Origin of the sequence: Streptomyces gilvus (assembly GCF_022513565.1) — a bacterium.
GTDB lineage: Bacteria > Actinomycetota > Actinomycetes > Streptomycetales > Streptomycetaceae > Streptomyces > Streptomyces gilvus.
This window is the reverse complement of record NZ_JAKWBE010000025.1, coordinates 26,078-47,518: the sequence shown is the minus strand read 5'-3', so window position 1 is coordinate 47,518 and position 21,441 is coordinate 26,078. Positions and strand designations below refer to the sequence as shown.

The 21,441-nt window shown below is 70.7% G+C and carries 19 protein-coding genes; 9 read left to right on the top strand and 10 right to left on the bottom strand.

Annotation, left to right across the window (positions count from 1 at the left end):
* The first annotated feature begins 446 nt into the window (after nt 1-446).
* The 5 genes from MKW14_RS30330 to MKW14_RS30310 all read left to right on the top strand — a co-directional run bounded on the left by MKW14_RS30330 (nt 447) and on the right by MKW14_RS30310 (nt 6,141).
* Entirely contained in the window at nt 447-1,457 is a 1,011-nt protein-coding gene (locus tag MKW14_RS30330) for a polyprenyl synthetase family protein (RefSeq protein WP_240867883.1), read from the top strand.
* Between the two features lie 258 nt (nt 1,458-1,715).
* On the top strand, nt 1,716-2,678 hold the full coding sequence (locus MKW14_RS30325; protein WP_240867881.1) for a CHRD domain-containing protein: 963 nt from the start codon (nt 1,716-1,718) through the stop codon (nt 2,676-2,678).
* Between the two features lie 271 nt (nt 2,679-2,949).
* Nucleotides 2,950-4,194: a LolA family protein gene (locus MKW14_RS30320; protein ID WP_240867880.1), complete on the top strand. Its 1,245-nt coding sequence runs from the start codon at nt 2,950-2,952 to the stop codon at nt 4,192-4,194.
* Between the two features lie 83 nt (nt 4,195-4,277).
* Nucleotides 4,278-5,252 (top strand): ABC transporter ATP-binding protein, encoded by a 975-nt coding sequence (locus tag MKW14_RS30315; protein ID WP_240867878.1) that lies wholly within the window; start codon nt 4,278-4,280, stop codon nt 5,250-5,252.
* Complete coding sequence (locus MKW14_RS30310) at nt 5,239-6,141, top strand: ABC transporter permease (protein WP_240867876.1); 903 nt, start codon at nt 5,239-5,241, stop codon at nt 6,139-6,141. The genes MKW14_RS30315 and MKW14_RS30310 overlap by 14 nt, the downstream gene beginning before the upstream one ends.
* Nucleotide 6,142: 1 nt before the next feature.
* Here the strand turns inward: MKW14_RS30310 and MKW14_RS30305 are convergent, their stop codons facing one another.
* Complete coding sequence (locus tag MKW14_RS30305; RefSeq protein WP_240867874.1) at nt 6,143-6,739, bottom strand: flavodoxin family protein; 597 nt, start codon at nt 6,737-6,739, stop codon at nt 6,143-6,145.
* Nucleotides 6,740-6,897: 158 nt separating this feature from the next.
* Nucleotides 6,898-7,416: a DUF6668 family protein gene (locus MKW14_RS30300; protein WP_240867871.1), complete on the bottom strand. Its 519-nt coding sequence runs from the start codon at nt 7,414-7,416 to the stop codon at nt 6,898-6,900.
* A 249-nt stretch (nt 7,417-7,665) separates the two neighbouring features.
* On the opposite strand from MKW14_RS30300, the gene MKW14_RS30295 reads away from it, so the two are divergent.
* Nucleotides 7,666-9,483 carry a tetratricopeptide repeat protein gene (locus MKW14_RS30295; RefSeq protein WP_240867869.1) on the top strand — a complete coding sequence of 606 codons (1,818 nt, stop codon included), beginning with the start codon at nt 7,666-7,668 and terminating at the stop codon, nt 9,481-9,483.
* 131 nt (nt 9,484-9,614) lie between these two features.
* Here MKW14_RS30295 and MKW14_RS30290 read toward each other — a convergent pair whose 3' ends face one another.
* The 3 genes from MKW14_RS30290 to MKW14_RS30280 form a co-directional block, all read right to left on the bottom strand.
* Nucleotides 9,615-10,565: a M28 family metallopeptidase gene (locus tag MKW14_RS30290; RefSeq protein ID WP_240867866.1), complete on the bottom strand. Its 951-nt coding sequence runs from the start codon at nt 10,563-10,565 to the stop codon at nt 9,615-9,617.
* A gap of 258 nt (nt 10,566-10,823) precedes the next feature.
* Entirely contained in the window at nt 10,824-11,777 is a 954-nt protein-coding gene (rarD, locus tag MKW14_RS30285; protein WP_240867863.1) for an EamA family transporter RarD, read from the bottom strand.
* Nucleotides 11,778-11,976: 199 nt separating this feature from the next.
* Nucleotides 11,977-12,831 (bottom strand): SDR family oxidoreductase, encoded by an 855-nt coding sequence (locus MKW14_RS30280; RefSeq protein ID WP_240867861.1) that lies wholly within the window; start codon nt 12,829-12,831, stop codon nt 11,977-11,979.
* Nucleotides 12,832-12,923: 92 nt separating this feature from the next.
* Here MKW14_RS30280 and MKW14_RS30275 point away from each other — a divergent pair, with 92 nt between their 5' ends.
* The 3 genes from MKW14_RS30275 (at nt 12,924) to MKW14_RS30265 (ending at nt 14,442) form a co-directional block, all read left to right on the top strand.
* The gene (locus MKW14_RS30275) at nt 12,924-13,328 is read left to right on the top strand and encodes a winged helix-turn-helix transcriptional regulator (RefSeq protein ID WP_240867859.1); all 405 of its coding nucleotides are present in this window, start codon (nt 12,924-12,926) and stop codon (nt 13,326-13,328) included.
* Between the two features lie 238 nt (nt 13,329-13,566).
* A complete protein-coding gene (locus tag MKW14_RS30270; RefSeq protein ID WP_240867856.1) occupies nt 13,567-14,067 on the top strand; it encodes a DUF6082 family protein in 501 nt (166 codons plus the stop codon).
* Between the two features lie 117 nt (nt 14,068-14,184).
* A complete protein-coding gene (locus MKW14_RS30265) occupies nt 14,185-14,442 on the top strand; it encodes a hypothetical protein (RefSeq protein WP_240867854.1) in 258 nt (85 codons plus the stop codon).
* 70 nt (nt 14,443-14,512) lie between these two features.
* On the opposite strand, the gene MKW14_RS30260 is transcribed toward MKW14_RS30265, so the two are convergent.
* From MKW14_RS30260 to MKW14_RS30240, 5 genes are all read right to left on the bottom strand, one after another.
* Complete coding sequence (locus MKW14_RS30260; RefSeq protein ID WP_240867852.1) at nt 14,513-15,592, bottom strand: 2-oxoacid:ferredoxin oxidoreductase subunit beta; 1,080 nt, start codon at nt 15,590-15,592, stop codon at nt 14,513-14,515.
* Nucleotides 15,585-17,528 carry a 2-oxoacid:acceptor oxidoreductase subunit alpha gene (locus MKW14_RS30255; RefSeq protein ID WP_240867851.1) on the bottom strand — a complete coding sequence of 648 codons (1,944 nt, stop codon included), beginning with the start codon at nt 17,526-17,528 and terminating at the stop codon, nt 15,585-15,587. Before MKW14_RS30255 ends, MKW14_RS30260 begins: the two co-directional genes overlap by 8 nt.
* A gap of 266 nt (nt 17,529-17,794) precedes the next feature.
* Entirely contained in the window at nt 17,795-18,454 is a 660-nt protein-coding gene (locus tag MKW14_RS30250) for a LuxR C-terminal-related transcriptional regulator (RefSeq protein ID WP_308286707.1), read from the bottom strand.
* 261 nt (nt 18,455-18,715) lie between these two features.
* Nucleotides 18,716-20,080: a sensor histidine kinase gene (locus tag MKW14_RS30245; RefSeq protein WP_240867847.1), complete on the bottom strand. Its 1,365-nt coding sequence runs from the start codon at nt 20,078-20,080 to the stop codon at nt 18,716-18,718.
* Nucleotides 20,081-20,200: 120 nt separating this feature from the next.
* The gene (locus MKW14_RS30240) at nt 20,201-21,400 is read right to left on the bottom strand and encodes a sensor histidine kinase (protein WP_240867844.1); all 1,200 of its coding nucleotides are present in this window, start codon (nt 21,398-21,400) and stop codon (nt 20,201-20,203) included.
* Between the last annotated feature and the right edge of the window lie 41 nt (nt 21,401-21,441).

Sequence of the window (21,441 nt, the reverse complement as noted above, 5' to 3'; positions counted from 1 at the left end):
GGCGTGAGCCAAGTCACTGGTATAGACAAGAAAGGCAAAACGGGCAATGCCCTCAACTCGTAGTCAAACAGCCGCTCATGGGGCAGATCGTGGCGATCGCCCGTTCCGCCATTGGTGAGCGTGTCACCGCAGAGGAGCGTCAGACGGCCTGGCCGCCGAGGAATGCATGGTCGTCACCGGGGAAAGGTTGACTGCCGGGCTCGGCGTCGGTTCCTGTTCGGGACAGGCGCCACGGCTCCTCTTCGCGTCGGGTGCGCGAGTCGGTAAAAATCAGTTGATATCAGTTGATCAAAAACATACCGGCCGTGATCCGATACCGCCCGGCCTGGACGGGTGGGCGGCATCGGTGATCGAAAGGGGACCGGATACGCTGACTTGAGTGATGGCAGCGACCTATCGACAAACCGTGTAACCGCCAGTAGACACCAGCAGACAGGAGACCCCTCGTGACCGTCGTCGGGCCGTTCGGGCTGAGCGTGCGGGACCAGGCTCTGGAAGCCGATGTCCAGGCCGGACTGTCGGCCGTCGAGGAGGGGCTGCTAGAAGCCACCAAGAGTGAGGTCCCCTTCATCACGGAGGCCGCCCAGCACCTGGTGCGGGCGGGTGGAAAGCGCTTCAGGCCGCTGCTCGTGATGCTCGCCGCCCAGTTCGGCGACCCCTACGCGCCCGGAGTCGTGCCGTCCGCCGTGGTCGTGGAGCTGACCCACCTCGCCACGCTGTACCACGACGACGTCATGGACGAGGCGGCGGTGCGCCGCGGTGTGGACAGCGCGAACACCCGCTGGGGCAACTCGGTGGCGGTGCTGACCGGCGACTTCCTCTTCGCGCGTGCCTCGCACATCCTGGCCGACCTCGGACCGGAGGCCGTGCGGGTGCAGGCCGAGGCGTTCGAACGCCTGGTCACCGGGCAGATCCTGGAGACCGCGGGCCCGCAGGACGGACGCGACCCGGTCGACCACTACCTGGACGTGCTCGGCGGCAAGACGGGGTCGCTGGTGGCCGTGTCCTGCCGGTTCGGCGCGATGATGTCGGGCGCCGACGAGACGGTCGTGGACGTGCTCACCCAGTACGGGGAGCGGCTCGGGGTCGCCTTCCAGCTCGCCGACGACGTCCTGGACATCGCGTCCGACTCGCACGAGTCGGGGAAGACGCCGGGGACGGACCTGCGCGAGGGTATCCCGACCCTGCCGGTGCTGCGGCTGCGCGAGCGCGCGGCGCGGCTCGGGCTGGCCGAGGACATCGCCCTGTGCGAGCTGCTGGACTCCGACCTGACCGACGACGACCGGCACGCGGAGGCGCTGGCCGGGCTGCGGGCGCACCCCGCCCTGGAGCAGGCGCGGCGCGACACCGTGCGGTACGCGGAGGAGGCGCGCTCGGCGCTCGCGCCGCTGAAGGAGTGCGACGCGAAGCTGGCGCTGATGGAGATGTGTGACGCGGTGGTGCACCGCGCGGGCTGATCTGCCCACGCCGCCTCACCAGGGGGAATGCCCCTTTGGGTGCGGCAGGGGATCCGTCCCCTGCACCGCCGTCGGCCCGGAAGGGCCTCGTTCCCCGGATGCCGTACGGGCTACAACGGACGGACTGAGCCGGCCCTTCCCGGTGATGTGACGTGCATCACATGCTTGGACTGAGTCCAGTCTCAGATCGCTTCCGTACTCATACCCAGCAGGCCGACGCAGGGGGTGTCGGCCGGTCCACGGGGAGAAAACTGCATCATGGGCAAGAACACGACGTTCTCGAAGCGCCGTAAGAGCCTGATCGTCACCGCCCTCGCGGTGGCCACCGCCGGCGGTGTCGCCGCCGCCACGATTCCCGCCTCCGCCACCACGGGCACCCGCGCCGACCACGCGGGGTCCACCGCGACCCTGCTCGCCACCAGCCTGCGCGGCGCCAACGAGGTGCCGGTGCAGGGTGGCCCGGCGGTGGGGGACAAGGACGGCGCCGCGCTGGAGTTCGTCAAGGTCCAGGGCGACAAGGTGTCCGTCGCCGTGACCTGGCGCGGCACCGGCAGGCCGACCATGCTCCACATCCACCAGGGCGCCAAGGGCACCAACGGCGGCGTCAAGATCGACTTCAGCAGGCTCATCGCCAAGAAGGCCAAGGGCCACCACCTCACCGGCACCGTCACGGTCGACGACCCGGCACTGCTCGAGGCGTTGACCTCCGACCCCGGCTCGTTCTACGCCAACCTGCACACGTCCCAGTTCCCGGGCGGCGCCGTCCGCGGTCAGCTCCACAAGGTCACCGTCGCCGCCTTCGACTTCCGCGACGCCCTGCACAACTTCCAGGCGTCCGTGGTCAAGGGCAAGCAGATCTACGAGTGCAAGCCGGCCGACGGCGGCGGGTACGCCTTCGCCCAGCGGGACGTCAGCGCCCTGCTCGGCGGCGGCATCAGGCACTCCTTCGTGGCGCCCAACTCCGGTACCCCGCAGTGGGTCGCGCCCGACGGCAGCGCGGTGACCGGGGCCGTCCTGACCAAGACCCCGAACGGGAACGGCAACATCCCCGAACTCGACCTGAAGGCCGCGCAGTCCGGCAAGCACCGGGGCCTGCTCGCCGGCACCGCGGAGATCCTGCGGCTCAACACGGTCGGCGGAGTCGCTCCCTCCGGCAGCTGCACGCCGGGCGACATCGTCGGGGTCCCGTACCACGCGGACTACGTCTTCCTGCGGCGCTGACCCGCCGGTTGAGGCACTTCCCAGGGCGGCGCCCTCCCCGTCGCACCCGTACCCCTACGGGTCGGGGGAGGCGTCGCCCTCTCGTGTCATACCCCAGGAGTACATGGAGTTGCCTCCGAGGTTTGACGCTTCTCCCCCGTCGATTTGGTCAACTGGAAACCACGGAAAACACCACTCCTCACCGATTCGGGTGAGAATGGCGGCTCGGGGTGGAAGACGAGTGCTCACAGGCAAGTTGGAAGCCGCCGCCGACGACGGAGGTAGCGCACACATGGCACCGTACGAATCCGACGACAGCACGATCGCCGGCGAGGCCGACGACCTGCGCGCGGGCAGGCGCAAGGCCGCGCGGTACGTCGTCCCGGTCGCGGTGGTGGGGGTGGCGGCGGCGACCATCGGGCTCGTCCCGGCGCTCGCCGACTCCGGTGACCCCAACCTGCCCAAGATCAGCGCACAGCAACTCCTCGACAAGATCGCCAAGTCGGACGTGCAGCAGCTGTCCGGCACGGTGAAGGTCACCACGGATCTGGGCCTGCCGAACCTGGGCGGCTTGGAGAGCAGCCTGACCTCCGCTGCCGGACGCGGATCCGGTGACGGGTCCTCAGCCGACCCCACGTCCAAGCTCACCGAACTCGCCTCCGGCACGCACACCCTGCGCGTGGCGGCGGACGGCCCGGACCGGCAGAAGCTGTCCCTCCTGGAGAACGCGGCGGAGTACAGCCTCATCCACAACGGCAAGGACGTGTGGGGCTACGACAGCCAGTCGAACGAGGTCTACCACTCCACCGCCCCCGACGACGGCGCCGCCCGGAAGAAGCAGGAGCAGCCGCCCGCCACGCCCGACCAGCTCACCAAGGACGCCCTGAAGGCCGTCGACGACACCACTTCCGTGACCGTCCAGGGCACCGCCCAGGTCGCGGGCCGGGACGCCTACCGGCTGGTCGTCAAGCCGAAGGACTCGGGTTCGACGGTCGGTCAGATCACCGTGGCCGTGGACGCGAAGACCGGTCTGCCGCTGAAGTTCACCCTGACCCCGGCGAGCGGCGGCGCCGCCGTCGTCGACGCCGGCTTCACCCAGATCAGTTTCGCCAAGCCGGCCGCGTCGACCTTCGACTTCAAGGCTCCCAAGGGCGCGAAGGTCACCGAGGGCGACCAGGGCGAGCACGCGCACGGAAAGGCCAAGGGCGGCCTTAAGGGCGTTCCGAAGGGTGACGACCGGCACGGCACCCCCGGCAAGGACTCCGGCAAGGGGCCCGACGGGATGAAGGTCCTGGGCAAGGGCTGGGACTCCATCGCCACCTTCGACACCGGCGGCAAGGGCGTGCCCTCCGGCGCCGAGGCCGGCGGCCAGTTCGGCAGCTTCCTCGACTCCCTCGGCGACAAGGTCACGGGCAAGTTCGGTTCGGGCACGGTCTTCAAGACCCGCCTGATCAACGCCCTGATCACCGACGACGGCAAGGTCTACGTCGGCGCGGTCAGCAAGGACGCGTTGGTGAAGGCGGCGAACGCTGGGTAGCCGGGAACCTTGCGCGGCGGCCGTTCGTCATCACGGTGAGTAGTCGCCGCGCCACGCGGTACGAGCACGAATCGAGGGAGCCGATGGACGAGTCGTTCGCCCCGGAGCCGGACCGCGCTGCGCCGGGTGACAGTGTCATCGCCACCCATGCGCTCACCAAGCGCTACCGCGGCGGGCAGCTCGCCGTCGACGGCCTCGACCTGACCGTCCCGGCGGGCAGCGTCTTCGGCTTCCTCGGTCCGAACGGCTCGGGCAAGACCACCACCATCCGCATGCTGATGGGCCTGATCGAACCGACCTCGGGCACCGCCCGGGTGCTCGGCCGCCCCATGCCGAGGAGCTCGCGCGCCGTCCTCCCGCACGTCGGCGCGCTCATCGAGGGCCCCGCCCTGTACGGCTTCCTCTCCGGCCGCGACAACCTGATCCGTTACGACGCCGCCGACCCGACCGCCGACCCGCGCACCCGGCGTGCCCGCGTCGCGGCGGCGCTGGAGCGGGTGGGACTCATGGCGGCGGCCGGCAAGAAGGCCAAGGCCTACTCGCTCGGCATGAAGCAGCGGCTCGGCCTCGCCGCCGCACTGCTGCAACCGCGCAGACTCCTGGTGCTGGACGAGCCGACCAACGGCCTCGATCCCCAGGGCATGCGGGAAATCCGCTCCCTGGTCCGGGAGTTGGCCTCCGACGGCACCACCGTCTTCCTCTCCTCCCACCTCCTCGACGAGATCGAGCAGGTCTGCACCCACGCGGCGGTGATGGCACAGGGCCGCCTCATCACCCAGGGCGCGGTCTCCGACCTGGCGGCGGGCGCGCGCGGCCGACTGGTCGTCACGACTCCGGACGCCGGGGACGCGGCCCGCGTGCTGAAGGAACAGGGCGCCGCCGATGTCGTCGTCACCGAGGACCGGGTGACCGCGGAGCCCCCGGACCGGGATTTGGCCGAGGTGAACGCCGCGCTGGTGACGGCGGGTGTGCGCGTACGCGGCTTCGGAGTGGAGCGGGCCTCGCTGGAGGACGCGTTCGTGGCGCTGACGGGGGAGGGCTTCGATGTCGCGGGCTGAGACGGCGGTCCCACGGGAGTTGGGCGAGCTGCGCACGCCGAGCCCGCTGTGGACCTTCGGCCTGCTGCGCAGCGAGTTGGTCACCACCTTCCGCCGCTGGCGCACCCTCGCCCTGCTCGCCGTCCTCGCGGCCGTCCCGATCCTCGTCGGCGTCGCCGTCAAGATCGAGACGAGCGACGGCTCCTCGGCCGGTCCCGGCCGCGGTGGCGGAGGGGGCGGCCCGGCGTTCATCGCCCAGATCACCAACAACGGCCTGTTCCTGGTCTTCACGGCCCTCGCGGCGACGCTGCCGTTCTTCCTCCCGATGGCGGTCGGGGTCGTCGCGGGAGACGCGATAGCGGGGGAGGCCAACGCCGGCACCCTGCGCTACCTCCTGGTCGCCCCGGCCGGCCGCACCCGGCTGCTGCTCACCAAGTACGCGACGGTGCTGGCCTTCTGCCTGGTCGCCACCCTCGTGGTCGCGGCCTCGGCACTCGCCGTCGGAGCCGTCCTGTTCCCGCTCGGCGATCTGACGACCATCTCCGGCACCCGGATCAGCTTCGCCGACGGTCTGGGCCGGTCCCTGCTGATCGCCCTGGTCGTCGCGGCCTCGCTCATCGGCATAGCCGCGCTCGGCCTGTTCATCTCGACGCTGACCAACAGCGGCATCGCCGCGATGGCGACGACCGTCGGACTGCTGATCACCGTCCAGATCCTCGACCAGATACCCCAACTGCACGCCCTGCAGCCGTACTTCTTCTCCCACTACTGGCTGTCCTTCGCCGACCTGATGCGCGACCCGGTCTACTGGGACGACCTGACGAAGAACCTCGGACTGCAGGCCCTGTACGCGGCGGTGTTCGGCTCGGCGGCCTGGGCGCGGTTCACGGCGCGGGACATCACGGCGTAGCTCAGGCGGCGGCCCGGGTCTCGTGGGGGAAGCGGGCGAGCGGCGGCTCCTGCGCGAAGAAGGTCTTGGCGCGGGCGAGGGCAGCGGTGTCGTGGAGCACGTCGCCGCGTCGGCTGCCGTTGCCGAGCAGCACTCCGCCGAACCGCATGCCGAGATAGGCGGCCGAGTTGTTCAGTGTGCCGATCAGCGGGTCGGCGACGGACGGCTCGCTGTCGGCGAGCGCGGCGACACCCCAGAGTGTGCGGCCGGCCATGGCCGCCTTGAAGTCGAGACCGGGGGTGCGCAGCCAGCCCGACCAGTAGTCCAGGTAGCGCTTGGTCAGACCGGAGACCGAGTACCAGTACAGCGGGGAGGCGATCACGATGTCGGTGGCAGCCAGCGTCGCGTCGAGAAGGAGGGCCGGGGCAGTGCCGGCGGGCGGGTGGACATGGTCACTGTCGCGTCGCAGGTCCACGAAGTCGGGCAGGGGCTGCTCGGCCAGGGAGATCCACTGCTGCCCGACATCGGCGGGCAACTGCTCGGCGGCCCGGCGGGCGAGGAGTTCGGTGTTGCCGTCGGCGCGGCTGCTGCCGAGCACGAAAAGGAAGCGACGGGTCATGAGGTCCCCCAGAGGAAAGCGGTGTGCGACGATTACTCGCACGTGCATTATATGCATACGCAAGTAGCTGTCCATGGGGTGGCGGGGCGACGCCCGGAGGGCGCGGGTGGGGTGTGGCTGATCGCGCCCACGCGGCGGTAGCCCCCAGTGGGCGGGACTCAGCCGCGCCGTCCGGCCGCCGCCCCCGTCAGCCGGGCCAGCGTCTCCGTCTCGCGGGGCGGGCGGCCGCCGAGGTCGCCGAGCCGCCAGTCGGGGACCCAGGGGACGCGGTAGACGTCGATGACCTGCTCCAGCAGCCGGATCTGCCGGTCGAGCGGGCGCGGCAGCCGGCCCGGCGCGTCCGCCACCAGGACGAGGGCGTCCAGGTCGAGCCCCTGGGGCGCCTGGCCGCGCCGGAACACCTCCAGGGCGCGCAGGGCCGCGGCAAGTCCGGAGGCATGGGTGCGCGCGACGAGCAGGACGGAGCGCGGGTCGTCCGGTCCGGGCCACTCCCGGCCGCAGTCATGACCGCCGTACACAGCGGCGAGGGTGGAGACGCCGGCGCCGCCGTGGGTGCCGACCCAGGAGTAGCGCCGGGCGGTGGCGACGGCGTGCGCGGGCTCCTGGGGGCCGGGCTCCGACGGGGCGACCGGTCCGCGGAGCCAGATCTCCGGTCCCTGCTGCATGTCCGTGCGCATGCCCGCTCTCCTTCCTCGCCAAGCCCATGGATCCGCGCGGTGCCGGGCGGCCCGCGAACAGCGCCGATCGCTGGGACGAGTCTGTGACGCGACGGTGACGTGAGAACCGGCAGCGACCGGAGAGACTCGACAGTACGTGAACGACCGGATCTTGACGCCGGGGTGGCGGGACCCGACGGCGGGAGGGAGCACCATGGAACCCGAACGCGCCGTCCGCTCCACTTCCGACGCATCCGAGTGAGGGAACCGATGTCTCGACTCAGCCGCGAGAAGAAGCGGGAACAGAAGGGGGCCGCGCTCCCCGCGGCCCTGGTGGCGGCACCGATCGACGTCCGGGTCCCCGCGGGCGGTCCGGGAGCGGGGAGTGCCTCGATCGGCGGCGTTCCGGTCGTTCCGGCGGCCGGTGAGGAGATCCAGCAGGCCGTCCTCGACCACCTCCACCGCATCGCCCTCGCCACGGGTCACCCCGTCCGGGCCACGATTCACGACGAGCGCATCGGCTGCGTCGTACACCTCCAGGTGGCGGCCGACGGTTCGAGCACGTTCACGGGGGAGCCGGTACGGATGCCTCCGGCGGTCGAGCGGGGGGAGCGAGCGGGGGGTGAGGCCCGGCACCGGGAGGACGTGGTGCCGTCGGCTTCTGCGGTACGGGAGTCGGTCCCGGCGACGGCGGGCGGTGGAGGTCTGCCGGGGGACGCGGCGGCGAAGGAGCACCCTGCGGAACCGTCCGATCCCCGGTCCGGGCTCACGCCGTACCGCGACAAGCCCACCCACCTGCTGCGACCCGCCTCGGAGCCCGTACGGGACGCCGCCCCGACCTTCCCGCTGCGGGCGGTGTCAGAGCCGCTGCCTCGCGGCGGGGATGCCGCGAGCGTCGCGGAGCCGCGGCCCTTCGGGGAGGACGCCGCGAGCGACTCGGAGTCGTCGGCCTTCGGCGGGAACGCCGCGAGGGTCGCGGAGCCGCGGTCTTCCGGCGGGGATGCCGCGAGCGTCGCGGAGCCGCGGCCCTTCGGGGAGGACGCCGCGAGCGACTCGGAGTCGTCGGCCTTCGGCGGGAACGCCGCGAGGGTCGCGGAGCCGCGGTCTTCCGGCGGGAACGCCGCGAGCGTCGCGGAGTCGCGGCCCTTCGGCGGGAATGCCGCGAGCGGCTCGGAGCCGCTGCGTCTCGGCGGGGACCTTCCGAGTGAGTCCGTGCCGACGTTCACTCTGCGAGCGCTGCCGGAGCCGCCTCAGGACCGCGCACCCGGCACGGTCGCACCGCCGACGGGACAGTTCGGTCCGCCGCCACCCATGGACGCGATCCCGCGGCACACGGTCGCCGGGGCCGACCAGGCGCCCAGGGCCGACCAGGCCCTCGGAGCCGATCAGGCCCTCGGAACAAGGGCCGACCGAGCCGCCGTACCCCCGCACATCGCCGATCCCCACCCGCTCCCCGCGAGCCCCTCAGCAGCCCCGGCCCCCAGTCCCCTCCCCGCGCCCTCCTCCGCCCTCGCCCCCAACCCCCTCGCCATCCCGCCCCTCGACCCCGGTCCCGAGCCCACCCCGACCCCCGCCCGTGGCTTCGATGCCGTGGCCGAGGCTGTGCTCGGGGACGAGCCGTCCACGGCCACCGGGGTTCTCGCGGAGCCGATGACACGGATCAACGAGGCCGTGAAGGCGGGGCGGATAGCGGAGGCGGACGGGTTGGCGGCGGGAGCCGTCGGGGAGGCCATGGCGGTGCTCGGGCCGGAACACGGCGAGGTGCTGAAGCTGCGCGAACTGACCGCCTACATCGCCTACTTGGCGGGCGACCCGGTGCGTGCCTTCCGGCTGTCCCTCGATCTGGCCCGGACCTACCGACGCAAGGGTGACGCGGAGGGGGCGTACGGCAACGTCCAGAGCGGCGCCTCTGCCTGGCGTGCCGTACGCGACCCGCACCAGGGGCTGGAGCTGGGGCGTGACCTGATCGGCCTGTGGACGGAGCTGACGGCTGAGGACGGGCCGGCCGCCGACGACATCGAGGAACTGGAGTCGGCCCGCGCCCGCATGGGCCGACTCACGGAACGCGCCCGCAAGTCGGCCCGGTGACGACGGGAACAAGCCGGACTTGCACGCCCCCCGAGACGCCGCAAGAGGGCCGCGCGTTCACGCCATCGACACGCCGTAACAGGAGCCGCATCCACGCCCCGCCCCCACCCCGCCGCCAGCAACTCGCGTAACTACGAAGCCAGCTCCCACACCGCGTACGCGATCGCGTCGCTGTTGCGGTTCAGGGCCGTGTCGTTGATGTTGGACGCCGTGTCGCAGGACCGGTGGTAGCAGCGGTCGAACGCCTGCCCGGACGTCCCGCCCCACTTGGTCGCCTGGGCCGCCGTCTTGATGTAGTCGGCGCCGCTGAACAGCCCGCCGACCGGCACACCCGCGTTCTTGAACGGGGCGTGGTCGGAGCGGCCGTCGCCCTCGGTCTCCGGCTCCGTGGCGACACCGAGCCCGGTGAAGTAGTTCTGGAAGGTCTTCTCGATCGCCGGGTCGTCGTCGTAGACGAAGTAGCCGGGGTTGGGCGAGCCGATCATGTCGAAGTTGAGGTAGCCGCTGATCTTCGAACGGTCGGAGGGGGAGAGGTTGTTGACGTAGTACCGCGAGCCGACCATGCCCAGTTCCTCGGCACCCCACCAGGCGAAACGCAGATGCCTGGCCGGGTGGTAGCCCGTGCGGGACACGGCGAGCGCGGTCTCCAGGATGGCGGCCGAACCGGAGCCGTTGTCGTTGATGCCGGGCCCGGCGCTGACGCTGTCGAGGTGGGAGCCCACCATCACGACCCGGCCGGTGTCCCCGCCCGGCCAGTCGGCGACGAGGTTGTAGCCGGTGCGCCCGGAGGACGTGAACTGCTGGACGGCGGTGGTGAATCCGGCCGCGTCCAGCTTGGCCTTCACATAGTCGATCGAGGCCTTGTAGCCGGCGCTGCCGTGCGCGCGGTTGCCGTTGTTGGCGGTGGCGATGGACTGGAGCTGGGCGAGATGGGCCTTGACGCCCGCGACCGGGATGTCCGGCGCGGCGGCCGCCGTGGGGGCGGACCCGGGCGCAGCGCCGGCTATCGATCCACCAGTCAGGAGCATGACAGCCGAGACGGTGACGGCCGTCGCCGCACGCCCGGAAACGGAGAGCTTCATGTGGGGGCTCCGCATTCCTCGTTCCACGGGAGCACCGGGTTCACCGGGGCCCCATGGGGTGAATTGGGTCTCCGGATGGTGAAGCCTTTACCAACGGCCCGTCAAGGGTGCTATCTGGACAGGGAGTTCGCATACCGGAACAACCCTGCCCGCATCGGCCTGGTCGGATGTCACCGCCGCCAGTCATCGCGCGCTCAGGCGTCCACCGGAGCCGATCGTCGCGTGGTCAGGCGTCCACCGGAGCCGATCGCCGAGCGGTCAGGCGTCCACCGGAGCCGACGGTGCCACCTCGACCCGCGGCGCCTCCACCAGCCGCCGCCTCGTCTCCCGCGCCGCCCGCCACGCGTCGAAGGTGAGCAGGCACAGGGCGCCCCACACCAGCGCGAACCCGGCCCACCGCTCGACCGGCATCGCCTCGTGGAAGTAGGCGACCCCCAGCAGGAACTGGAACACCGGCGCCAGATACTGCAGCAGCCCCAGGGTCGACAACGGCACCCGGATCGCCGCCGCGCCGAAGCACACGAGCGGCAGCGCGGTCACCACGCCGGTCGCCGCGAGCAGCGCCCCGTGCCCGGGCCCCTCGGTCGTGAACGTGGAGTCACCGCGCGAGGTCAGCCACAGCAGATAACCGACGGCCGGCAGGAACTGGATCGCGGTCTCCGCGGCCAGCGACTCGATCCCGCCCAGATTCACCTTCTTCTTCACAAGCCCGTACGTGGCGAAGGAGAAGGCCAGCGTCAGCGAGATCCACGGCGGCTGGCCGTACCCGACGGTCAGCACGATCACCGCCGCGAGGCCGATCCCGACCGCCGCCCACTGCACGGGCCGCAGCCGTTCCTTCAGGAGCAGCACGCCCATGGCGATGGTGACCAGCGGGTTGATGAAGTACCCGAGCGAGGCCTCGACGACATGGCCGCTGTTGACGGCCCAGATGTACACGCCCCAGTTGACGGTGATGACCGCCGCCGCCACGGCGACCAGCGCCAGCCGCCGCGGCTGCCGCAGCAGCTCACCGGCCCAGGCCCAGCGCCGTACGTAGACAAGGGCGACGGCGACGAAGACCAGCGACCACACCATGCGGTGGGCGAGGATCTCGACCGCGCCGGCGGGCTTGAGGAGGGGCCAGAAGAGGGGCACCAGGCCCCACATCCCGTACGCCGCGAAGCCGTTCAGCAGACCTGTGCGCCGCTCGCCCTTCGACTTCCCGCTCACGGGCACCTCCTCATCGACGAAACCCGTCCCGCTCACCCTGCCGCTCGACGCGCTCGCGCCGTCGCACAGGTGTGCAGGCAAGAAGGTAACGCCGAAGACCCCCGCCTGTCATGCCCGTATCGCTATACGGTCATGACAGGCGGGGGTGGTGCGTCCGAGGGCCCGACGGGGGAGTACGGCCCTCGGACCTCCGGGGAGGTCAGCCCTTGAGCGCGGCCGTGATCGCGTCGGCGATCGTGCTGGTCGGACGCCCGGCGAGCCGCGAGAGGTCACCGCTGTCGACGACCAGCTCGCCCTTCTCGATCGAGGCGTCGACGCCCGCGAAGACGGCGGCGAACGACTCGGGCAGCCCGGCGCCGGTCAGGATGCCGGTGTAGGCCTCGACGGAGACGGGGTTGTAGACGATCTCCTTGCCGGTCTGCTTGCTCAGTTCGGCCGCGTACTCGGCGAAGCTCCACGCCTCGTCGCCACCGAGCTCGTACGTCTTGTTCTCGTGGCCCTCGCCGGTCAGTACGGCGACCGCGGCGGCCGCGTAGTCGGCGCGGGAGGCGGAGGAGACGCGGCCGTCACCGGCGGCCTGGACAACGGCGTTGTACTCCAGCACCGGGGCGAGGTTCTCGGTGTAGTTCTCGTGGTACCAGCCGTTGCGCAGCAGGACGTACGGCACGCCGGAGCCGACCAGGATCTCCTCGGTGCCGCGGTGGTCGTCGGCGAGGGCGGCCTTCAGGGAGCCCGGGGCGCTGGTGTAGGCGAGCAGGGCGACGCCGGCGGCCTTGGCGGCCTCGATGACGACCCGGTGCTGGCCGACGCGGTCGCCGCCGGCGTCGCTGCTGCTGATGAGCAGCACCTTGTCGCCGGCGGAGAAGACGTGGTCGTAGGTCTCGGGGGCGTTGTAGTCGGCGACCGCGAGCTTCACGCCGCGCTCGGCGAGGTCGGCGGCCTTGGCCTCGTTGCGCACGACGGCGGTGACCTGCTCGGCCGGGACCTTCTCCAGCAGCTGCTCGATGACGTGGCGGCCGAGGTGTCCGGTGGCTCCGGTGACGACGATGCTCATGATGTGCGATCTCCTTGTGGGGTGCTGTTGCCACTAACTCTAGGGGGAGCGCTAACTCCGCGAAAGTACCCACTTTGAAGTAAGGTACTGGCATGGCCGTAAGTACAGTGGACTCCAAAGCCGCCCAGTACGACACCGGCGAGGCGATGTGCCCGTACCGCCTCGTCCTGGAACACGTCACCAGCCGATGGGGCGTCCTCGTCCTGATCGAGCTCCTCGACCGTCCGTACCGCTTCAGCGAACTGCGCCGGGCGATCGGCCGCGTCAGCGAGAAGATGCTGACCCAGACCCTCCAGACCCTGGAACGCGACGGCCTGGTCCACCGCGACGCCAAGCCGGTCATCCCACCCCGGGTCGACTACTCCCTGACCGACCTCGGCCGCGAGGCGGCGGAACAGGTGAGGGGGCTGGCGGTGTGGACCCAGGAGCGGCTGGGAGAGGTGCTGGAGGCGCGGGAGGTGTACGACGCACGGAAGAGCGGCTCTGAGCAGGAATGACACGGCCGCACGCGCCGCGTTGAACGTATGGTGAAGGCGCTCGCTGGGCACATTGACGTCAGGGTGTTGGTTGGCATGTGTGATACGTCCTTCCATGCGCCCCCTTTCCGCCTCCCGCGCCGACTTGAGCCGCCCGGCATGCTGGGGGCGAAGCGCTGCGCCCACCAGCGCGCCGGTCCTCGTGCCGTCCACGAGGCCACCGACCGGCGGTCGGACGCCTGACTCGGGGGTTTCCGCCTTGGCCACAGAGAACCCGGATGCACGAAGGATCGATCCTGCAGAGGAGAACGGGCGCCAGGAGGAACTCCTGGCGGGGCTGCTCCGGCAGTTGACAGCCCTGACCGAGGAGATCCGCAACGCGAATCTGATCCAGTTGCACCGCATCATGGCGGAGCAGACCGGACGGGCCCTCGTGGATCCCGCGCTGGCGGAGGCCATGAGTACGCTGCCCGGCCTGTCGGAGAGCAAGCGCCGGCAGGTGCTCTTCGTCAACGCCCACTACAGCGCCATCATGCTCAACCACCGCCTGGGGTCCATCGACTGGGACGAACTGATCGGGCACATGAGGGTCTGGTGCGTGAACCGCGTTTTCCAGGAGTACTGGGAGATGACGGGCGACCACCGCAAGAGTCTGCCGCGGGAGTCACTGGAGTCGCGGGTGGGGCGAGTTGTCGACGCCATGATGGAGGAGCTCGCCGATGGCCGTGAGGAGTGGTGGGTCGTAGGTCCGTCCGAGTGAAGTAGGTTTGCCGCCCGTGGCCTGAGGGGAGCCTGATAAGTTTTGCCGGGCGACGCTTCAACTTCCCATCCCAGGGCCGGTCTTCGTTGCACTCGGCCATAGACAGAGGGCACCTGCGTGTACAGCGAACTCCCCGCCGCCCGTATCGTCCGCCGTCTCGGGGACTCGCCCCGCCAACGAGGCAGCCTGTCGGGCGAGACGTGTCCCGACCTGTTCGAGTTGAGCGACGGGAGCTTCGCCGTCATCGGGACCGACCGGACCGACGAACTCGACGCGATGCTGCCCGCGGACGCCGCCCGGGCCGACTACGAGCGGATCGTCGTCATCACCCGTGACACTCTGCTGCGGGCCAAGAGGGACATCCCCGACGCCTGACCCGGCAGACGCCGAGGGCCCGGATGCCGTACGGAGCATCCGGGCCCTGCGTGCCTCACGGCGGCGGTCGTCAGCCGACCACCGTCCAGGTGTCGCCGCCCGCCAGCAGCGTGGCCAGGTCGCCCTTGCCGTTCTGTTCGACGGCGGTGTCCAGCTGGTCGGCCATCTGGGTGTCGTACACCGGCCGGTCCACCGAGCGCAGGACGCCGATCGGCGTGTGGTGCAGGGTGTCCGGGTCGGCCAGGCGGGAGAGGGCGAAGGCCGTGGTGGGGGACGCCGCGTGGGCGTCGTGGACCAGGATCTGGGACTCGTTGTCCGGCGTTACGTCGACCACCTTCAGATCCCCGGTGACCGCGTCGCGGACGACGCCCCGCGAACGGTCCGCCCCGAAGCGGATCGGCTCACCGTGTTCGAGCCGGATCACCGCCTCCTCCGCCTGCTGCTTGTCCTTGAGTGCGTCGAAGGCGCCGTCGTTGAAGATGTTGCAGTTCTGGTAGATCTCGATCAGCGCCGTACCCGGGTGGGCCGCGGCCTGGCGCAGGACCTCGGTGAGGTGCTTGCGGTCGGAGTCGATGGTGCGGGCGACGAAGGACGCCTCCGCGCCGAGGGCGAGGGAGACGGGGTTGAAGGGGGCGTCCAGCGAGCCCATCGGCGTCGACTTCGTGATCTTCCCGACCTCGGAGGTCGGGGAGTACTGGCCCTTGGTCAGGCCGTAGATCCGGTTGTTGAACAGCAGGATCTTCAGGTTCACATTCCGGCGCAGGGCGTGGATCAGATGGTTTCCGCCGATCGACAGCGCGTCGCCGTCGCCCGTGACCACCCACACCGACAGATCCCGCCGCGAGGCCGCGAGCCCCGTCGCGATCGCCGGCGCACGGCCGTGGATGGAGTGCATGCCGTACGTGTTCATGTAGTACGGGAAGCGGGACGAGCAGCCGATGCCCGAGACGAAGACGATGTTCTCCTTGGCCAGGCCCAGCTCCGGCATGAAGCCCTGGACGGCCGCCAGGATCGCGTAGTCACCGCAGCCGGGGCACCAGCGCACTTCCTGATCGGACTTGAAGTCCTTCATGGACTGCCGGGCCGCGGCCTTGGGGACGAGGGTGAGCGCCTCGATCGTGCCCGTGCCTTCCGTGGACGTCTCAGCCATCGATGGCCTCCTTGAGAGCCGTGGCGAGCTGCTCAGCCTTGAACGGCATACCGTTCACCTGGTTGTACGAGTGGGCGTCGACCAGGTACTTCGCCCGGATCAGCGTGGCGAGCTGACCGAGGTTCATCTCGGGGATCACCACCTTCTCGTAACGCCCGAGCACCGCGCCCAGATTCCGCGGGAAGGGGTTGAGGTGGCGCAGATGCGCCTGCGCGATCGACTCGCCGGCCGCCCGCAGCCGCCGTACCGCCGCCGTGATCGGTCCGTAGGTCGAGCCCCAGCCGAGCACCAGGGTGCGTGCCTCGTGCGGGTCGTCGACCTCCAGGTCGGGGACGTCGATGCCGTCGATCTTGGCCTGCCGGGTGCGGACCATGAAGTCGTGGTTGGCGGGGTCGTAGGAGATGTTGCCCGTGCCGTCCTGCTTCTCGATGCCGCCGATGCGGTGCTCCAGGCCGGGCGTGCCGGGGACGGCCCAGGGGCGGGCGAGGGTCTGCGGGTCGCGCTTGTAGGGCCAGAAGACCTCGCTGCCGTCCGCCAGCGTGTGGTTGGGGCCCTGCGCGAACTGCACCGTCAGATCCGGGAGTTCGTCCAGTTCCGGGATGCGCCAGGGCTCGGAGCCGTTGGCCAGGTAGCCGTCGGACAGCAGCATCACGGGGGTTCTGTACGTCAGCGCGATACGGGCGGCCTCCAGGGCCGCGTCGAAGCAGTCGGCCGGCGTGCACGGGGCGATCACCGGGACCGGCGCCTCGCCGTTGCGGCCGTACATCGCCTGCAGCAGATCGGCCTGCTCGGTCTTGGTCGGCAGGCCCGTGGACGGACCGCCGCGCTGGATGTCGATGACCAGCAACGGCAGCTCCAGGGAGACCGCCAGACCGATGGTCTCGCTCTTGAGCGCCACACCCGGACCGGACGTCGTCGTCACGCCCAGCGAGCCGCCGAAGGCCGCGCCCAGGGCCGCGCCGATGCCCGCGATCTCGTCCTCGGCCTGGAAGGTGCGCACGCCGAAGTTCTTGTGCCGGCTCAGCTCGTGCAGGATGTCCGAGGCCGGAGTGATCGGGTACGAGCCCAGGAACAGCGGCAGATCCGCCTGGCGCGAGGCCGCGATCAGTCCGTAGGCGAGCGCGAGGTTGCCGGAGATGTTGCGGTACAGGCCCGGCGGGAACGCGGTCGTCGCCGGGGCGATCTCGTAGGAGACCGCGAAGTCCTCGGTCGTCTCGCCGAAGTTCCAGCCCGCGCGGTAGGCCGCCAGGTTCGCCTCGGCGATCTGGGGCTTCTTCGCGAACTTCGTCCGCAGGAACTTCTCCGTGCCCTCGGTCGGCCGGTGGTACATCCAGCTCAGCAGCCCCAGCGCGAACATGTTCTTGCTGCGCTCGGCCTCTTTCCGGCTGAGGTCGAAGTCCTTGAGGGCCTCCACCGTCAGCGTGGTCAGCGGCACCTCGTGCAGGCTGTAGCCGTCCAGCGAGCCGTCCTCCAGCGGGGAGACGTCGTAGCCGACCTTCTGCATCGCCCGCTTGGTGAACTCGTCCGTGTTGACGATGATCTCCGCGCCGCGCGGCAGATCGCCGATGTTCGCCTTCAGCGCGGCCGGGTTCATCGCGACGAGCACGTTCGGCGCGTCGCCCGGAGTGAGGATGTCGTGGTCGGCGAAGTGGAGCTGGAAGGACGACACACCCGGGAGGGTTCCGGCGGGGGCGCGGATCTCGGCGGGGAAGTTCGGAAGGGTGGAGAGGTCGTTTCCGAAGGACGCCGTCTCCGAGGTGAAGCGGTCACCGGTGAGCTGCATCCCGTCACCCGAGTCTCCCGCGAACCGGATGATCACCCGGTCCAGCCGGCGGACGTCCTTCGTCCCCGCCGGCCTGCGCTGCTCTCCTACGACGGCTCCGTCCGCCGTGTCCGCTTCTGCCTGCTCCGCTGTCCTGCTGACCTGGCTGGTCACTGAACTGGACCTCCCTCGAGGCGGCTGTCGGGGACCGGCCTTCCCGCAGGCCATCCCAGGATCAACCCTACGTCCGTTAGGGTCGCCTTCCCTCGGCCATTCGCATGATGGACATGATTCTGAGACGGTCCGACGCCCTGAATTGTCATGATCCCTCGCCCCCCGGCGCTTGCTCTGAAGACGCTCCCCGCGATTCTTCGGTTCTGGGGCTGGACGGACGCCGGCCTGACGGCCGAGCGCGCGGCCACCGGTCCGGTGTCAGCCGGTCATGAGTTGAGGTAGGTGAGGACCGCGAGAACACGCCGGTGATCCCCGTCACTCTGCGACAGCCCGAGCTTCAGGAAGATGTTGCTGACGTGCTTCTCCACGGCGCCGTCGCTGACCACGAGCTGCCGGGCGATCGCGGAGTTCGTCCGTCCCTCGGCCATCAGTCCCAGCACCTCCCGTTCCCGCGGCGTGAGCCCGGCCAGCACGTCCTGCTTACGGCTGCGTCCGAGCAGCTGCGCGACCACCTCCGGGTCCAGCGCGGTACCGCCCCGGGCCACCCGCACCACCGCGTCCACGAACTCACGCACCTCGGCCACCCGGTCCTTGAGCAGATAGCCGACGCCGTGACTGGACCCGGCGAGCAGCTCGGTGGCGTACCGCTCCTCCACGTACTGCGACAGTACGAGTACCCCGAGACCGGGATGTGCCTTCCGCAGTTGTACGGCGGCGCGCACCCCTTCGTCGGTGTGCGTCGGCGGCATCCGCACGTCCGCGACCACCACGTCCGGCAGCTCGCCCTGCCCGTCGAGCTCCGTGATGGTCTTGATCAGCGCCTCCCCGTCCCCGACCCCGGCGACGACGTCGTGCCCCCGGTCGGTCAGCAGCCGCGTCAGCCCCTCCCGAAGGAGCACCGAATCCTCGGCGATGACCACCCGCACCCTGTCCTCCACGATGTCCGGCCCCCCACGCCCTGTTCCGTCTGCCAGTAGTCCAGCATTCCAGCATCCGGACCCGGAGGGGCCCCGGCAACGCGATTCCCGGGCCAATCAGCGGGAACAGCCGCACGGCAGGACCGGTTCCGGCCTGCCGTGCGCGTGATCACGATCATCGGGCGTACTTCGGGGTGGGGCATACGGGTCGGGCGGGTGGGGATCGGGTGTACGGGAATCAGGCGTACGGAATCGCGCGTACGGGACGCGTCACCCCAGCGAGCGCTCCCCCCGCCACGGCAGCTCCGCCGTCACCCGGGTCGGCCCGCCCGTCGGGGAGTCCACCACCAGGATCCCGTCCACCGCGTCCAGGCGTTCCGCGAGCCCGGCCAGGCCCGAGCCGGAGGAGGCGTCGGCGCCGCCCACGCCGTTGTCGACGACCTGCACCATCAGCCGGCCCTCGACCCGCCACACGTCCACCGCTGCCCAGGTGGCCCGGGAGTGCTTGCTGATGTTCTGCAGCAGCTCCGACACCGTGAAGTAGGCGATCCCCTCGATCGCGGGCGCCGGCCGCTCGGCCAGATCCACCTCCACCTGCACCGGCACCGTGCAGCGGGAGGCGACGGCGGACAGCGCCGCGTCCAGTCCCCGGTCGGTGAGTACGGCGGGATGGATGCCCCGCGCCAGGTCCCGCAGCTCCTGCAGCGCCGTCTTCACCTCGCCGTGCGCCTCGTCCACCATCCGCGCCGCCGCCCGCGGATCCTCCGCCAGCTTCTCCTTCGCCAGCCCCAGATCCATCGCCAGCGCCACCAGCCGCGCCTGCGCCCCGTCGTGCAGGTCCCGCTCGATCCGCCGCAGGTCGGCCGCCGCCGTGTCCACCACGACCCCCCGGTCCGACTCCAGCTCCACCACCCGCGCCGACAGCCGCGACGGCCCCAGCAGCCCGTGCACCATGACCCGGTCCACCAAGGTCAGCGCCCGCACGATCCACGGCGTGGCCAGCGTGAACAACAGCCCCACCAACGCCGTGACGGTGATCTCGAACGCGTTGTCGAGGTAGACCGAGTGGTGCGCGTCGCCGTACAGCTGGAGCCCGCCCTGACCGGCGTACACCGGGAAGACCCAGAACCACAGCGGGTACGTCAGCAGCGCCCACCCGTACGCCCAGAAGTTCACCGCGACCACGAACGAGAACACCGACCAGGGGAACTGCAGCAGCGCGTACAGCAGCGTCCGCCACGAGGTGCCGCTCTTCAGCACGGCCCCCATCCAGGCCATCACCCCGGGCTTCCTCATCCGCAGCGGCTCCGGGTCCCCGACCTCCAGCCCCAACATGCCGCGCGCCCGTGCCCGCTCCAGCGCCCCGAACCCCCGGCAGCCGGCCAGCCCCGCCGCCAGCACCGGGATGCCGAGGAACGTCACCAGCAGACCGGCGCCGAGCGCCACCATCGTCACGGCGTACGTGAAGAGCATGATCCCGATCGGCAGGCTCAGCAGCACATATCCGAACTCCCGCCAGCTGCGCGCCTCGAACGGCGCCCGCAGCCCGGCCGGCAGCCGGCGCCGGCGCGGCTCGGCGAGCCCGAACCCGCTGTCGTACCCGTGCCCGTAGCCCTGTCCGTACTCCGTGGCCATCGGCGTCGTCCGTTCTACTCGTCCGTTCCTCGTGCGGCTTCTCCCGCCCTACCTCCACCCTGCTGCGCCGCAGGTCCACGGACCATGGAGTCCGTCGGCATCTTCGGCGGGGGGTTTTCCCTACCCCCCGGCCCTGGAACGGTCGCGCCAGGGCAGTTCCGCCGTCACGACGGTCGGCCCGCCCTGCGGCGAGTCGACGACGAACAGCCCGTCGACCGCGTCCAGTCGCTCGGCCAGCCCCTGCATACCGGTACCGCCGTCCAGCCGCGCACCGCCCCGGCCGTCGTCCTCGACCTGGATGAGCAGCCGGTTCTCCGCCCGCCACACCTCGACGACCGCGTTCCGTGCCCCGCTGTGCTTGCTGATGTTCTGCAGCAGCTCCGAGACGGTGAAGTAGGCGATGCCCTCGATGGCCGCGGCCGGCCGGGACTCCAGATCCACCGTCACCTTGACGGGCACGGTGCAGCGGGAGGCGACGGCGGACAGCGCCGCGTCCAGTCCCCGGTCGGTGAGTACGGCGGGATGGATGCCCCGCGCCAGGTCCCGCAGTTCCTGCAGCGCGAGCTTCACCTCGCCGTGCGCCTCGGCGACCATCTCCGCCGCCGAGTCGGGGTCCTCCAGGAGCTTCTCCTTCGCCAGGCCCAGCCCCATCGCCAGATTGACCAGCCGCGCCTGCGCCCCGTCATGCAGGTCGCGCTCGATGCGCCGCAGATCCGCGTTGGCCGTGTCCACCACGACCCCGCGGTCCGACTCCAGCTCGGCGATGCGCCGCTCCAGCTCGTCGGACGGCGACAGCAGCCCGCGCACCATCGCCCGGTCCGCGTTGGCCAGCCCTCGCGCGATGAACGGCAGCACCGGCCACAGCACGAACAACGAGGTCAGCGTGGTGACGAAGGTGAGGATGCCCCACGGCAGCCGGATGAAGTCGTACAGCACCGTGCGCCAGGCGACCGGGTCCTTCACCGCCATCCACAGCCAGGGCAGGAAACCGCCCGCCGCCGCACGCCGGGGCAGCGGACTCGGCTCGTCGACACGCACCCCGAGCAGCCGCCTGGCCCGCGCCCGTTCCCAGCGACCCCAGCGCCGCGCCCCCATCAGCCCGGCCGCCAGCAACGGGAACCCGATCACCGTCACCGTCAGCCAGAAACCGGTCCACAGCACCGTCACGACGTAGACGAACCCGAACACCGCCAGCGGAAGGTTCGCCAGCAGATGCGCGATCTCCTTCCAGGTGTGCCCTTCGTAGGCGAGACGGGCGGGCGGCAGACGGTCGTCGGCGCCTTCCGGGGCCCGGGCCGGGCGCGAGAATCCTTCGGTCATATGGGCTAGCGTGCCGCGCGCCGGGCGCCCGCGCCATGAGG